This is a genomic window from Mycoplasmopsis gallopavonis, assembly GCF_900660635.1.
GTDB lineage: Bacteria > Bacillota_I > Bacilli_A > Mycoplasmatales > Metamycoplasmataceae > Mycoplasmopsis > Mycoplasmopsis gallopavonis.
Genome location: NZ_LR215031.1, coordinates 135,043 through 151,042, shown reverse-complemented (window position 1 = coordinate 151,042; position 16,000 = coordinate 135,043). Strand labels below are relative to the sequence as shown.

At 24.7% G+C, this 16,000-nt stretch carries 13 protein-coding genes; 3 read left to right on the top strand and 10 right to left on the bottom strand.

Annotated elements, in window-relative coordinates:
- Positions 1 to 26 precede the first annotated feature (26 nt).
- The 10 genes from EXC53_RS00510 to EXC53_RS00465 form a co-directional block, all read right to left on the bottom strand.
- Positions 27 to 1,631 (bottom strand): hypothetical protein, encoded by a 1,605-nt coding sequence (locus tag EXC53_RS00510; protein ID WP_129724535.1) that lies wholly within the window; start codon positions 1,629 to 1,631, stop codon positions 27 to 29.
- A gap of 150 nt (positions 1,632 to 1,781) precedes the next feature.
- Positions 1,782 to 2,468: a hypothetical protein gene (locus tag EXC53_RS00505; RefSeq protein WP_129724533.1), complete on the bottom strand. Its 687-nt coding sequence runs from the start codon at positions 2,466 to 2,468 to the stop codon at positions 1,782 to 1,784.
- Positions 2,468 to 3,682 carry an ABC transporter ATP-binding protein gene (locus EXC53_RS00500; RefSeq protein ID WP_119572241.1) on the bottom strand — a complete coding sequence of 405 codons (1,215 nt, stop codon included), beginning with the start codon at positions 3,680 to 3,682 and terminating at the stop codon, positions 2,468 to 2,470. The genes EXC53_RS00505 and EXC53_RS00500 overlap by 1 nt, the downstream gene beginning before the upstream one ends.
- 2 nt (positions 3,683 to 3,684) lie before the next feature.
- Positions 3,685 to 4,629 carry a sugar ABC transporter permease gene (locus EXC53_RS00495; RefSeq protein ID WP_119572244.1) on the bottom strand — a complete coding sequence of 315 codons (945 nt, stop codon included), beginning with the start codon at positions 4,627 to 4,629 and terminating at the stop codon, positions 3,685 to 3,687.
- Between the two features lie 2 nt (positions 4,630 to 4,631).
- Positions 4,632 to 7,691: an ABC transporter permease subunit gene (locus tag EXC53_RS00490; RefSeq protein WP_119572242.1), complete on the bottom strand. Its 3,060-nt coding sequence runs from the start codon at positions 7,689 to 7,691 to the stop codon at positions 4,632 to 4,634.
- A 2-nt stretch (positions 7,692 to 7,693) separates the two neighbouring features.
- Positions 7,694 to 8,215: a hypothetical protein gene (locus EXC53_RS00485; RefSeq protein WP_119572243.1), complete on the bottom strand. Its 522-nt coding sequence runs from the start codon at positions 8,213 to 8,215 to the stop codon at positions 7,694 to 7,696.
- Between the two features lie 6 nt (positions 8,216 to 8,221).
- The gene (locus EXC53_RS00480; protein WP_129724531.1) at positions 8,222 to 9,037 is read right to left on the bottom strand and encodes a hypothetical protein; all 816 of its coding nucleotides are present in this window, start codon (positions 9,035 to 9,037) and stop codon (positions 8,222 to 8,224) included.
- Between the two features lie 127 nt (positions 9,038 to 9,164).
- A complete protein-coding gene (tilS, locus tag EXC53_RS00475) occupies positions 9,165 to 10,028 on the bottom strand; it encodes a tRNA lysidine(34) synthetase TilS (protein WP_119572293.1) in 864 nt (287 codons plus the stop codon).
- Positions 10,028 to 10,582, bottom strand: a complete 555-nt coding sequence (gene pth, locus EXC53_RS00470) for an aminoacyl-tRNA hydrolase (protein ID WP_119572292.1) — start codon at positions 10,580 to 10,582, stop codon at positions 10,028 to 10,030. The genes tilS and pth overlap by 1 nt, the downstream gene beginning before the upstream one ends.
- Positions 10,573 to 12,795, bottom strand: a complete 2,223-nt coding sequence (locus tag EXC53_RS00465) for an ATP-dependent DNA helicase (RefSeq protein ID WP_119572291.1) — start codon at positions 12,793 to 12,795, stop codon at positions 10,573 to 10,575. Before EXC53_RS00465 ends, pth begins: the two co-directional genes overlap by 10 nt.
- 280 nt (positions 12,796 to 13,075) lie before the next feature.
- Between EXC53_RS00465 and EXC53_RS00460 the strand changes: the two genes are divergently transcribed.
- The 3 genes from EXC53_RS00460 (at position 13,076) to EXC53_RS00450 (ending at position 15,986) form a co-directional block, all read left to right on the top strand.
- Entirely contained in the window at positions 13,076 to 14,497 is a 1,422-nt protein-coding gene (locus tag EXC53_RS00460; protein ID WP_129724529.1) for a helix-turn-helix domain-containing protein, read from the top strand.
- A 134-nt stretch (positions 14,498 to 14,631) separates the two neighbouring features.
- On the top strand, positions 14,632 to 15,747 hold the full coding sequence (locus EXC53_RS00455; protein WP_119572317.1) for a DNA polymerase III subunit beta: 1,116 nt from the start codon (positions 14,632 to 14,634) through the stop codon (positions 15,745 to 15,747).
- Between the two features lie 17 nt (positions 15,748 to 15,764).
- Complete coding sequence (locus EXC53_RS00450; RefSeq protein ID WP_119572316.1) at positions 15,765 to 15,986, top strand: RNA-binding S4 domain-containing protein; 222 nt, start codon at positions 15,765 to 15,767, stop codon at positions 15,984 to 15,986.
- The last annotated feature ends 14 nt before the right edge of the window (positions 15,987 to 16,000 follow it).

Genomic DNA, 16,000 nt, shown 5'->3' with positions numbered 1-16,000 from the left:
TTCTTTTTGGAATGTGTCTAATTTTTTTATCCTGATTTAGTTTCTTGACTATATTCTTGTTTTTTATTTTCATTTGGTATTATATCAAAAAGAAAATAATATAAATTTCTAAAATCATCATTTTTTAAAATATTTTCTCAATTAATTTTCAAATCTAAGAAATAAGAAAGGTCTTTAAAAATGATTGCTAAATCAATATTAGAAATTTGTTTTAAATTATTAATAAGTTGTTTTGTTTCTGCAACCTTTTTGATAGGAACTATTATTTTTTTCTTGATGTCATAGTGTTTAATTTGAAATAAACAACCAAGAATTATTAAAGTTTCATAACTTTCTGAAATATTCAAATTATTTAATAAAAGATTATTAATTCTATCAATGATATCATTAGAAATTTTAAGATCATTTTCATTTAAAATTTTTAAAGCAAAATAAATATTTAGTAAATTTTTGAAACTTAAAGCTTGTTGAGTTTCTCTAAATGAGGAAAATAAATACTTAATAAAACTTAGTGCAATATTCTGATCAAAAGGCAAAAATAAAGAATAAGAGTACGCAATAAAAGAATCTAGATTGTAATAAAAGTCAATTGAATCTAAATTTTGTTGTAAATAAGTTAATTTTTTATTTTCTTCTCATAAATTAAACTTATTGATTCAAAATGTTGAATTCAAAAATAAAAACATATATTTATCTTGTTTAATTTTATCTTCTTGAAAAAATGAATTATTTTCAATTGAAGAAAAAATGTTATTTTCCACTGAATAATGATTTAAAAGTTCATAAACTGATCATATATACTCCATTGTTGCTAAATCAAAATCATAACTAGTAATAATTTCATTTTCAATATCATTTTTGAAATTTATTAAAAATGTTTTTTCATCATTAGTAAGATCTTCATTAAGAATTTGTTTAATTTTTAATATTTTTAGTAAATAATCTTTATTTAAAGATAAATTTTCATTTTCATTAACTTTATCTTCCAGTGCTTTTTTCAAAGAAATTAATTGATTCGAAAAATCTAATTCCGAAAGAATTGAACTTAAACCGATTTCTTTTAGTGCTGAATAAATTTTAATATTAATATCTGCAAAAGCAGTAATTCCAAACGAATCTAATTTCTTGTCATATAAATAATTTAATTTTTTATTTCAAAATTTCTTTAAATAATTTTTAATTTTTTCTTTTCATTCTTCATTTTCTAAATTAGGTTCTAAAGCAATTGAATATAAATAATTATCAAAAATTACAAGAGGTAAATCACTAATTTTATCTAATTTAAAAATATTTGAAAGTTGATTTTTAAATCTCAAATTTTTAAAATTACTTCTGCGATAAAGATTTACTAAATAATAATTAAATTCTATGTTCTTAATTTTTTTTCAATCATAAAAAATAAATTTTTCATCACTTTTAAACAAGTGTTTTTCTAAAATTTCATTTTTCTTATCAATAAATTCTTGTTTTTTTAGTTTTAATTTATTCAAATGTGAAATTGATTTTGGAGCTTCAATTTCATATGTTTGATTTTTATCTCCATAAATATAATAAGTCAAAGTAGCAAGTGAAGCGGATGTTGTTACTGTAATTAAACTTCAAATTAAAATTTTTTTATATTTTCTAATCATGTTTATATTCTCCTTTAAAGTAATTATAAAAAAGATTGAATAAAAAAATAAATATTTTAATTAAACTAAATGAAAACAAAAAAGACACTTAACAAAAATTTGTTTAGTGTCTAATTTTTCTATGTTAATCTAGAATTAACAAAAAGATTTTTAGTTGCTTGCCACTCTTCCTTCTTCTATCTCTCTAATTTTTTGTTTTAAAGAATTTGTATCATCTATTTTTCTTGCAAGGAAAATAGAGTTTTTAAGATATCCTAATTTGGTTTTTGCAACAATGCTAAGAATTAAACCAAGAAAAGCAAGAGCAAGAGCTACTCAAAATCATTTATAACTAATTTCATTGACTAAAATCTTTTCATTAATAGTAATCGACATTCCATCCATAACTTCAACTCTTCGATCTGTAATATAAGTTTTTTCTGGTTGAAGTGAAATTAAGAAGAAAAGTAAAATAAAACTAATTGAGGTAGAGTAGTATAAGAATCTAAAATATTTATCTCCATTATACTTATTAGTAAATAAGAAAATTAAAATTACAAGATTAAAGATAAAACCAATTGTCAGTGCAACTAAAATTAAACTAGCTAGTGTGTAATAAACTTTTTGTAAAGCGTAAGCTGGTGAAAGTTGATTTAAATCAATTTCTGTTTTGTTTAATTTCGCTTTTAAAATTGCAGCATCAAGTTTAATATATTGTTTAAAATAAACAGATTCACTAATCATGATGACAAAGAGAAATGTAAAAACAAGAGCTAAACTAACTAACAAAATTTTGCGTGCTAAATAATTTTGTGAAGCATTAAATTGCTTGATTTTTAATTTTAAATCTGAAAACATTAGTTCACTCGATTTGTTGTAGTTTTGTCAAAGATATGAATTCTTGATTCAACAAATTCTAAATAAACATATGAATAAAGTTCATATTCGACATTATTTGATGCATTGACAATAAATTCAATTTCTTTATTTACTTTAACCGCTACTAATTGGTCTTTCCCGATTAATTCAATGTTAGCAATTTTTCCTTTAATTCGATTTTTACCAGGCTCAGTATGAATTAAAATATCTTCACTTCTAAAACCAACTACTAAATCTTGATTTTCTTTTAATTTAGCTTGAACTTCTAAATCACTTAATGGTAAATGAATATCTTGATCATTTGAAACGATTTTACCATCTGAAAACTTCGCATCAAAAGTATTCATAGTTGGTGAACCAATGAATTTAGCGACAAAAATATTTGCGGGTTTAAAATAAAGTTCTCTCCCTGTTCCACTTTGTTGGATTTGTCCATCATTAAAGACTACAATTTGATTTCCCATGGTCATCGCTTCAAGTTGATCATGAGTAACATAAATACTAGTTGTATTAAGCATACGGTGAATATTGACAATTTCTCTACGCATACTTTCTCTTAATTTTGCATCAAGGTTTGAAAGTGGTTCATCCATTAAGAAAACAAGCGGTTTACGAGCGATAGCTCGACCAATTGCGACCCTTTGTCTTTGTCCACCAGAAAGATCTTTAGGTTTACGATATAAATATTCGTCAATTTTTAAAATCTTAGCAACATCTTTAACTCTACGATCGATGATATCTTTTCTTTCTTTGGCAATTTTTAATCCAAAAGAAATATTGTTATAAACATTCATGTGTGGATAAAGTGCATAAGATTGAAAGACCATTGCAATATTTCTCTCATTTGGTAGAAGGTTGTTATATCTTTTTGAGTTAAAAAGTAAATCTCCCTTAGTAATAGAGTTTAATCCGGCAATCATTCTCAATAAAGTTGTTTTACCACATCCAGAAGGTCCGAGAAAAATACAAAAAGTTCCAGGTTTAATTTCTAAATTAATATCTTTTAAAGTGTACTTTTCATTTCCTTCATATTTTTTAGAAACATTAACAAGTTGAATATGAGCACCATTTGCAGTATTGCTAATTTCTCCAACTTCTTGAATCATGCTTTCAATATCCAAAGTTTCAAAATCTTGAATAATCGCTTGATCTTCTTGATTAACAAGCTCTTTGTGTTTATTCTTTTTAAACATATTTATCCTTTCACCGCTCCATCACTAAGTCCACCAACAATGTATCTTTGTAGATACATAAAGAGAATAAAGGCTGGAATTGAAGCTAATAATGTTCCCATGGTATAAGCACCAGCTTGAACATCTTGTTGATTATTTAAGAATTTTTGTAGCCCAACAGCTAGTGTTCTAGTATCATCGGAAACTAGAACAAATTGTGGCAAGATAACATCAGTAAATGGAATTAAAAATGATCAAAGAGCCACCATAACTAAAGCTGGTCTAATTACTGGTACTAAAATTTTGAAAAAGAGTCCTCAGTTATTACATCCATCCACTTTCGCTGAATCATCAAGTTCTGCACTAACTGTATCTAAATAACTTTTGACCATAAAAGTGTTTCCTGCAATTGCTCCACCTGCATAAATAATCACAAGCATAGTCACTGGTGGAATTCCTGCTTCTCCACCCATTGTCACAAGAATATAAAGAACAATAAGTGAAGAAGTTGCAGGTATCATTTGAACAAGCATAATTACAGTTAATGAGTATTTTGAACCAGCAAATTTAAATCTTGAATAAGCATAAGCATTAAGTGCAACTGTTACAGTTGAAATTAAAGAAGTTAAAATCGCTATATAAAGTGTATTACCGTATCATGTGGTAAATAAACTTTGCGGACTATTAAATAAGTAATTTAAATTGTCAAATCCAAATTTAAATGGTGTTACTGTTACAAACCGTGGGTTTGAAGTGTTAAATGAAGACACAATTAACGAAATAATCGGAAAAAGAATGATTAAAGATCATACAATCAAAATAAAATAATTGAAAAATAATCAAATCATTTCAAGTGGTGTCGGAGGTTTTGAATCTGATTCATTAAATTTTAAACGCTTAGGTTCTAAACGCTTTTGTGAAATTTTGACATTATCGAAAGTGCGTTGATAAAAATTGTTCTTAAACATCATTAATCCCTCCTTGACATTGATTTAATAAACCCTCTGGCCGCAAGTCCAATGCTAAATAATGAAGCAAGAGTAGCAAGTGCAGCTCCGAAAGCTTGGTTACCGTCAATTTTGACAGTTCCATTAGTTAATTTATAAACTCATGAAATAATGATATCAGTTGAGGCTTCTCCAAATGTTGTTGAGTAAGCATATGAAGGTCCACCACCTGTGAAAATAGAAATTGTTGTGAAATTATTAAAGGCAGCCACAAATTGTCCAATTAACATCGGAGCAATTGCAAGTAAAAGTGAAGGTAAAGTAAGATATCAGAAAAGATGTTTACCTTTCGCTCCATCAACAGAACCAGCTTCATAAATATCTTTTGGTATTGATTGTAAATTACCTGTTACTAGCATAAAAATTCAAGCGTATCCAATTCAAGTTTGAACAAGAATTACTAAAATTCTAGCTGTTCCAATTTCTTGCAATCATGAGCGAGGATTCATTCCAAAAAGTTTACCTAAAATAAAGTTAATTAAACCTGTTTCACCAGAAGCAAACATATTCTTGATAAATCCAAGAGTTACAAAGGCTGGAATTGCTCATGGTAGAATAAAAATTAATCTAAAGAATTTCTTACCTTTAAGTCTTGAATTATTAGTTAAAATAGCAATTAAGATTCCTAAACAAATAGGTAAAACTGTTGAAGCAAATGTTCAAATTAAAGTTCAAGTCATAACATTTCCAATTGAACTTAATAAGTTTGCATTTCTAAAAATTCATCATTTTCCTCATTGTTGTAAACCAACTCAACTCACTGATTGAGTTGGTGCTTGGTGGTTGAAACCAAAATTAGTAAATGAAAGTAAAATTGAAGTTACAACTGGAGAAACAACAATAAAGACCATAAGCACTCAACCAAAAATTGAAATCATTCATGGGAATCCAGAAGTTTGCATTCATCTTTTGGTATGGCTTCATCTACTTGGTCTTGAGCCTTGATAAAGGCTTTTAGCAACCCTATATGCACCAATTGACGATACAACCAAATAAATGATTGAAATAATTAAAACAATAACTGACACAACACCACCAAAAAGATAGTACCGTGCATCAGGGAATGAACCAGGTTCTGTAACAAATTTATGGTATCCTAAATCACTAAATCCAAAAATACCATCCATTTTACCTCAATAAGCTCCAAGTGCAAATGGCACAAAAGCACTTCATACTAAAATTGAAAAGAGAACCATTAAAATTCCTTTAGCATATTGTTTAAAAAGAACTAATTCTGGTAAACCAGGTAAAACTAATCCCATAAAACTTGCTAGAAACTTTATGTTTCTAAAAGTTTCAACTGGAATAGTTTTTTGAGCTTCATTAATTTTACTTTCGTAGATTTTCTTATTAATTTTTTGCTCATTTGATTTACGAATAAATAATGTTCGTAAAATGCTTTTATTACGTAAAACTTTTGATTGTAATTTAACTGTATACTTGGCTTCTTTAGCCTTGATTTTATATTCAATTTTCTTATTAGCAAAGGCTTGTTTTGAAATTTCTTTTGCTTTGATTTTTGCTTGCAAGCTATTTAAATTTGCTTGATATTCTTTCGAAATACGATCAAATTCAGCTTTTGCAAATTTCTTTTCTTGATCAATTTCGCCATTTTGTTTTAAAATTGCTAATTCTGTTTGAGCTTGAATTTTTTCAACTAAAAACTTGTGCCGAGTTTTATAAGCGTCAATAAATCAATCTTTATTTGCTTTAGCTTGTTCAAATTTAAAATCTGCTTCATAACTATAATTTTGATAGGTCTTGGCAATTTGTTCTAAATATTGAGATTTTCAAAGTGCTAAGGCTTCTTTTCTCACTCCAAGGAGATTCAAACATGAGAAAAAGTGTTTCATCGCAATTTGATAAAGAACTAATTTTTGACCTTCAAATTTTAGTGATTTTGCAATTTTTAAAAGATTATCTTTCTTTTCTTGAAGCTCTTTATATGAAAGATGATTCATGCCAAAATCTGGAAGTTCGAATTTCAAACCTTCTTTTTGTAAAAAGTTCAAAAAGTCTTTAATATTGCGAATTTCAAACTTTAAAATTTGAATTTGTTTGTACTGAGCAAAAAGGTGACGAAGTTCTTTTCGTCTATTTAAACCTTTTAGTTTAATTTGTTGAACAATCTTTTGATTGTGTTTTTCGTTTTTTAAGATTGTTTCTTTATGTAATTTAATTTTTGATAAAGCTTCATCTTTATATTCAATTGCACGTAATTTATTTTGTTCTGTTTTTAAATTAAATTCATTTTCAAGCTCCACAATTTTTTGTTTAGCTAATAAAATGATATTTGCACGTTCTTTTCGATAAAGCTCATGTTGTAATTTTTTTGTTTGTTGGTATTTTTTGATTAATCGATCTTTTTCGGCAAGCATTTTAAGTCTTTTAGCTTCTAATTTACTATAAAACTCTTGTAAAAATTTACCTGGATCAGGATGTTTTTCTAAAAAAGAGATTTCTTCACTCACAAGATATTTTTTAAGCTTATTAAAATTAAATTCTAAATCATCAAATTTTCTAAGATATGTTAAAAGTGCATTAAATAAACAATATTTTTGGAACATTTTTGCTTCTGAAGCATTCATTGTTGATTCCAATTTCTCAATATTAGCGAGTTTATCGTTTAAATTATCACCAGAATTTTCAAGTGAATAAATAAAATCTTTAACATATTTCTTATTATTACGTTTTGTAGTTTTTAATTTCTTTAATTCAAATTCAAGTAAAGATTCAATCTTATTAACAAAAGATAATTTTTTGATTGAATCTTTATAAACTTTTATTTTATTTTGATAAGCAACTTGATGACTATTAAGTTCTCTTTTTAAATTATCTTGAATCTTGGTTTTAGCTCGTAAAAATAAATCTTTATCAATATTATTTCGGGTTTTTAAGTTATCAGATAAACGGGTAAAAACATTATTAACTTGATGTTTATAAGCTTTGAGATTATTACTAGTTTCTGGTAATTTTGCATCAAAAGCTTCCCCGTATCAATTATATAATTTCAGTTTTTCCATTCTTACCTCGCTTTTCCTTTATGAATGACAAATCACTCATAATAATGTGCTTTACGTTGCATTCAATAAATGATAGTCATATAGATTAAAACAAACACAATTAATCAACTAATAATTGATAAACAAATTCCTACTCCTAGTTGAATGCTAGTTAAAATTGCAACATCTTTAAAAAAAGGTATGAAACTAAAAGTGATAAAAATAACAATTCAACTAAAAAAGAATAAGTATCCTGCTTTTAATTTTTTAATAATAAAAATTAAATAAACAAGAAAAAAGAGAACCACTAAAGTATTAGCTATATAAGAAAGTAGAGTTAACTTTTCTAAATTTTGTACTTCTTGATTCTCTTTAATATTGTTTGGATTAATTCCGTTTGCTTTTAAATATTGTTCACTAACTCCAATTGTGAAAGGAATTAGAACTCAAATAAGTAAAAGTAAAGTCATTAATGCGAGTAAACTAATCAAAATATAAAATTGATTTTTTGAAATGTGTGTTTTATATTTTTGATAATAAGGCATAAAAGTTTATTCACTTCAAACAATGAAGTATTTTTGATCTCCTGTTAATGCTTTTAATTTATTACTCATATTGTCACTTAATCTTTTTTCAAGAGCAGCAATAAAGTCAGCTTCTGTTCTTACATTTGCATTTTGTGCAATTGATTTAAAGACTTCATTTGCTCCAAATGTTTTTCCGTTTCATGTTTCTCAAACATTACCAAATTGTGGGTTTGAAACACCAGGTCTTGTTGCTTGTGTTTTGAAGATTCCAAGTCCACCATTTGCGATTGTTTTTCTTGATGTTAAAACATCAAAAACTTTACTAATAACACTTGTGCTATCTGCAGCATTAATTTTCTCTGCAACTTGGGCAAATGTTTTATTTGAATCTTCACCATTAGCTTTTTTAAATTTACCTGTTTGTAAGTAGTGTTTTGCAAACGCCCTTACATATGCATTGTTAAGGTAATATTGCATATGTCCTTTAAATGCTTTAAGAATAACTTCATCACTTGCTGCATTACGAGCTGTTTCTTTAACAAATGCAAGTGCTTGGGTTGCGTTTGATAAATAATCAACATTTCCCGCAACTGTGCTATTAATTAATTTATCACCATCTTGTAAAATATAAGAAATAGTGTTGTTATTTAAAGCATTAATTTCTTTAAAATAAATATTATCGCTATCGCTTAAAGCTGCTTTATTAACAAGTTCTGTGAAAGAAGTTAAATTACTTGTTCCAGATCCTTTAGATAAAAATGAATAAACAATAAAACCAATAATACCTAAAATCACAAGAATAGTAAATACTATATATCACGGATTTCTTTTTCTGTTCATTATATTTCCTTTCTAATTTATATAGAAATAATTTTATATTATTTTGGAAAAAAATTTAGCATTTGAGTTTTTTTTCTGCTAATTATTACATTTAATAAATAAATTTTTATATATTTTTGAACTATTTTTAAACTAATTTTCCTCTTTTTTTTATTAAATAATTAAAATCATCTAATTTATATTTGCTAGTTCTGTTTTTTGATACTAAAAATTTAATTATTTCTTTAATTTTTCCTTTGGTTAAATTAACATTTTCAAAATGTTGATTAATAAATTTATAAATCAATGATTCTTGGTTAAGAAAATTAACAAAAACATCTTGGGAAAACTCATTTTCTTTTCAAATTTTATATTCAAGATTAATTTGTTTTTCTTTTTGTCTAAGTTTTAAATTTTCTTTTAGAAAATAAATAAAAATTATTATTTTTTTAAAAAATGAATAATTTTTTATCTGTTTTCTAATTCTATTTCTTAAATATTTATCTTCAAAATTTGTGTAATCGTCTCTATAAGGAATATTCTTTTTTTTGCAAATTCTTAGAATTCTGGCTTTTGTAAAACAAAAAAGCAACGGTCTTTTTATTTTCATTCCTAAAAAATGATTTGTTTTTTTAATTCCATAATAATTAATATATTTACCGCTATTTTTTTGCATAATTGCAGTTTCTAAAAAATCATCGAAGTGATGAGCAATTAGTAGTTGATTGCATTTTTCTTGCTCATAAATTTTTTTAAAAAATAAATATCTTTCTTTTCTTGCTCAATCTTGAAAATTACCTGAAAGATAAGAATTTTTATTCAATATTAATTTAAAGATAGGAATTTTATTTTTATTACAAAAATCTTGTACCAACTGTTCATCAAGTTTAGAGTCTTCTCTTTGGTTGTAATTAACATAACAGACAATAAGATTTTTATTTTTATAAGCATCAAGTAAAAACATACTATCTGCACCACCGCTAACAGCTAATAAATATTTATTTTTTCGCATTATTTTAATTTTGAATTAAATTTATTCATTACGCTCAAAATGTCATTAAATGAAAAAGCAATCGCTGCTTCAGAGCATTTTTCTAAAACATTTTCCAAAACCAACATTTCTTGTGGTTTAAAACGACCTAAAACAAAATCTTTAAGTGGACCTTCGTGCGGTGAATCAATACCTACTTTTAAACGTTTAAAACTAGTTGTCCCTAATTGTTGAACTATATTTAAAACTCCATTGTGACTGCCGCCGCTTCCACCTATTTTGATCGCACTTTTTCCGAGCGGAAAATCTTTTTCGTCATGAATAACTAAAATGTCATCAGTGGAAATTTTAAAATAATTTGCAAGTGAAGAAATAAATTCGCCTGATTTATTCATATATGTCATTGGTTTAGCTAAAACAAGATCATCAATCTTTACATATTGACCATTAAATTTTGATTTATTTAAAGTAACCCCCAATTTTTCACAAATTTTATCAATTGCTAAAAAACCTACATTATGTCTTGTGAATTTGTATTGTTCTCCTGGGTTTCCTAATCCGACAATTAATTTCATTTTTCTCCTTTTAAGAATAATTCTAAATTTGTTAATATTTCTTTTTTGTAAACTTCATTTTTTAAATTAATTTCTCTATAATCTGATTTATTTGTGGTTACTATTGCTAAATATTTTTTTGCTCGTGAAGTCCCTGTATATAACATTTTTTTAGTTAACATAAAATTATGTTTTGGATGAACTAAAAAAATTACATTATTAATTTCACTACCCTGAAATTTATGTACAGTAACACCATAGCCAAGAGCAATTTGATTATAAAATTCTTCTCTTGTGTAAACAATAGTTTTATTTTCGTGTCCTTGATTAAACTCAATTTTAATTTTCTTATCTTTAGCTTTAGAACTAGTTCCTTCATCAACAGCAACAATTCTTCCAAAATCTCCATTATAAATTTCATCATTAATTCTGTTTTCTAATTGAATAACTTTATCACCAACTCTAAACTCAATTGTTTGACCTAATTTTTTATAAGTATGGACAACCCTTCCTTGTGGATTAATTTTATTTTGAATTAAATTATTTAAGTTAATTAAACCTTCATTTCCTTTATAAGTCGGACATAATAAGATTAAATTTTCTAAATCTGTCTTTTGAAGTTTTTTAGAATAAAGATCAACCAACTGATCAGTTAAGGTTAAATCATTAAATTCATACAAATCAACTATTCCTTTATGAAACTTAGGTAACTCACCTTCTTTTTTTATTGAATTAAAGTGTTCTCAAATTGTTTTTGAGTCACTTCTAAAATAATCAACTAAATAAGTTGCTGAAAATTTATTCGATAAAAGAAGATTTTCTAATAAATTCCCTGGACCAATTGCCGGTAGTTGATCAATATCACCTATTAAAACTAATTTTTCTAAATTAGGACATGATCTTAATAGTTTTTCAAAAATATTTAAATTAACCATTGAAAACTCATCAATAATTAAAACTTTAATAAGTTCTCGATCTTCGTCATATTCCGGTTCTTCTAAGTCGGTTGGAATTCTTAAAAAACTATGAATTGTTTTGACTTTTGATTTAATTTTATTTGAAATGTTTGTTGCTGCACGACCTGTTGGAGCTAAGATTACATAATCATTTTCATTTTTATAACGATTGAGTTTTAATGTTTGATTTAACTTATTAATAAGATGAGTTTTTCCTGTTCCTGGGCCACCTGTAATTATTAATATATTTTCTTTTAAAAAAGATAAATAAGCTTCTTGTTGTTTCTTTGATAAATCATTAAGTTTTGAAGAATCTAAACTATCAAATATTTTTGGAGGTTGATTATTTATTTTTTCAAGAAATTCATAAATAAAAAATTCTTTTTTTCTTGTCGAACCTAATGAAAAATAATCTTTTCCATTTTTATTGTAGTAGAACAAATAACCTTGATTGCAAAGATCTATAAGAATTTCTTTCAAAATAGGTGATTCTATTTCCGTTTTAGTTTGTAAGTCTACAAAAATTTCTGTAGCAGGTAAAAGAGTTGAATTATCTCTTTCTTTTTCTTGAATAATAAACTTTAAATAAGCTTTAACTCTTTCTGGGAAAGATTTTGAGTATTTTAATAAAAGAGCAAATTGATCTACTAACAATAAATTTAAGTTATATTTAGTATACAAAATATAAGGTTGGTTTTTTGTATAAAACTTCACAAAATCTATGCTTTCATCATTGTCATGAATTTCTAACAATTTGTTATAAAGAATTTCTAAATTATTGTTATAAAAAAACGAAATAGAACTCATATCTGCTTCACCAGTTTTCCCTAGAAGCTCTTTTATGGTTTTTTGGTTTCTTGGAATTTTTCAAAAATCTTTAAAACCCTCTATTTGCGATGTGGTTAAATTATTTTTTAATTCTTCTTCATTATCTTCATAAAAATTAATTAAATCAAAAATTTTAGCTCCATAAATTTCATTAATTTTTTCCGCCGATTTTTGTCCAACACCTTTTATATGATTTTTGAAAAACTCAACTCAATCAATTTGTGTATTTTCTTTTTTGTAAGGTTTAAATTCTAATAAACGATAATTCCGATTATTTGGTTGGACAAGTATTTCATAATCAACATGACACATTGGTAATGGTGCTACTGCATAAATCACAATTTTACTTTTTTCATTTTCTGGTTGAAAATAAATAAGTCCTCATTTATCCCCGTCTTTTTTAATAAAAGATTTAAATGTCCCTTTTAACTCTTTAACTTCGTTATTCATAATTTTAATTATATCAATATTTAAAACTCAAAGCTCTTACTTATCGTGTTAATTAGGTTGTGAATAAATATATGGATAAAATTTATATAAGTAAAAAATATAAACATATTTATACACATACTTATAATCAAAATATATATTTTTAAAATAAAATGTGTATAAAATACTTTTTGCTTATAAAAATAGACTTAAAAATTGTTAATAAAAATGTTTATAAACATTAAAAAAATAAAAAAATAAATTTTATTCACATCTATTAAAATAAGAATAAAATTATTGTATGAGTAATATAGATAATAACCAAAATTCAACAACCACAAAAGCTTTATTAGATAATTACACAGAACAATTTAAAGAACATATGAAAAACCAAATTGAAGATAACATGGTTTTTCAAACATTTTTTAAAAAATCTAAAATTTTAAGTGTTTCTAACAACTTTGTTTTAATATCATTTGATCTTAAAAATGTAGAATATTACGACAAATATAAACAATATTATTCAAAACAAATAAACAATGCTATTAAAGAAATTTTTGGAGAACAATTTTCTTATAAAGTTCAAAATATCCAAGATTTTAAGCAAGAAAAAATTAAAGAAGAAAACAAACAAATTATCAAAATTCCAGAACCAATAATTAAAGATAAAACAATTAATAATTTTCTCTATAACTCAATAAATGATGAATTTACGATTAATAATTTTGTTAAAAGTGAGTTTAATAACGAAAGTACTAAAATATCATTAAATTTAATAGAAAAAAACACAAATATATCATTAGTTTTTTTAACAAGTAATTCTGGTTTAGGAAAAACTCATTTATTACACGCAATAGCTAATGAAATTAAAAAAGAAAAAAGAAGTTTTGTTTATTTTAATCCTGCTATTTTTTTAAGGGATATAGTTAATTTATTAAAAGAAAACAACAATGATATCATTACTAAATTATTAGAATACTACTCAAATGTAGATTTAGTCTTATTTGATGATTTTGAAACAATCGCAGAAGGAAATAAAATAGCTACTAAAAATTTTATATTTCAAATAATTGATACTAGATTGCAAAATAAAAAGCCTACTATCATTGCTTCTCAAAAAGAAATTAATAGTTTAAAAGAAGTTCTTGACGAAAAACTTATCACAAGATTATCTTCTGGATTTATAACAAAAATAAATGAACCTAAAAAAGAAGATTTAATGAAAATTTTGGAATTTTTATTAACAGAAAATGGAATAAATATTTCTAATATAAATGAAAAGTCTAAAAATTATATTATTAGAAATCATTCAAAAAATATAAGTTCTTTAATAGGAGCTGTAAAGAGAATTGATTTTTATAAAGAAGAAATAAACAATTCTAACAATACAGAAGAAATAATATATTCAATATTTAAAGATTTAGTTAAAGAAATAGATGAAATTTTACCTGAAAATATTTTAAAAACTATTGCTAAACATTATAGAATTAATACAAAAGATATTTTAGGAAAAACTAGGGAAGCGAAAGTTGTTGTAGCTAGACATATTGCTATGAATATATTTAAAGAATTGCTTGATTGATCTTCTGTAGAAATTGGCAAATATTTTTATAGAGATCACTCAACAGTCTTAAATGCTTTTAAAAAACATAAACAAAATCAAATTAATAATAAAGATAATGAATTTGAAATTATTAAAAATAAGATTTTGGGGATAAACTAAAAAGATATTAACATCTTATCCACAATTAATAAATATTAAAAATTGATTTTTCTTTTTAAATTTATTTATTTTTTGATGTTTTTATCTTTTTATACACTTTTCAACATTACATATTATTTATATAAGGAGAAAAAATGAAGTTTTCAATTAAAAAGAAAATTATAGAACCTATAATTGATTTTATATATAGTTACATAGATACAGCAGATACATCTCCAAGCGGAAAAAGTATTGGTATAGAAATTAATTCTGATTCTTTAAAATTAATAGTAAATAACACAAGTTTTGGAGTAAAAAAAGAATTAGAAATTGATGAAACAAATATTATGTTAGAAAGAAATGGAAGAACAATTATTAATGCTTCTATTTTAAAAAATATAATTAAAAAATTTGACAGAATAATTACGTTTGAATTAGTCGGGGAAACAGTTGTAATTTACGAAGGTTCTACAAAATTTGAAATTGCTACAATTGATGATCAAAGATTTTTTATGATTGACTTTAATGAAGCTAATAATAGATTTGAAGCTGAATCTAAAAAATTGGAAAAAATAATTAATGATGTTTCTGTTTCAACAGCTACTAATACAGATAAAATCAATTCAACAATTTATAAATGTGTAAATATAAAAACAGAAAATGATAATTCAATTCGTTTTGTTGCAACAGATTCATATCGTATGTCAACAGAAATAATGAAAACTAATAAAAAAATAGATATTAATGTTGTTATAGAAGCAAAATCATTGAAAAAATTAATTACAAAAGAAACTCCAAAAAAGATTTTTGTGTTTTTTAATGACTCTAAATTAGGAATTTCTTATAAAGAAACAATAATTCAATTAAATCTAACAAATCTAAATTATTTAGATACTTCTAAATTATTTGATTTTGAAATTAAAAATGTAATTTATATAGATAAAAATGAATTATTAAAAATAATTAATAAAGCCGTTTTTATGGTTAATGAAAAAGCAAGAAGACTTGAATTTAAATTTTCACAAGAAGGAATTAAATTAAATTTTGAAATACCAGAAATTGGAAGTTCTCAAGCTTATACAAATAATTATCTTTTAGAAGGTCCTGATTTTGAAATGGATATAGATTTTAATTTTCTAAAAGACGCATTAAGTGTTTTGGAAAATGATAAAATAAAGATAAATATTAGTGCTAGATATGATAGATTGCTTTTTATTTCTGAAAAAGATCCAGAAAACAAGCAATTAATAACACCACTTAGAAGATATTAAGAAATAAGGAGTAAATTATGATTATAAAAATAAAAGGTGACTCAATAAAAGTTAGTCAATTTCTTAAAAAAATAGATGAAATTCAAACAGGTGGTGCAGCAAAAGGGTTTTTACAAAACAATGTTGTTAAAATTAACGGACAAATTGCCCAAGGAAGATCAACAAAAATTCGTCCTGGGGACATCGTTTGAGTAAATGACACTTTAATTAAAGTTGAATCAGAATTAGAAACAATTTAGTTTAAAAAATAATT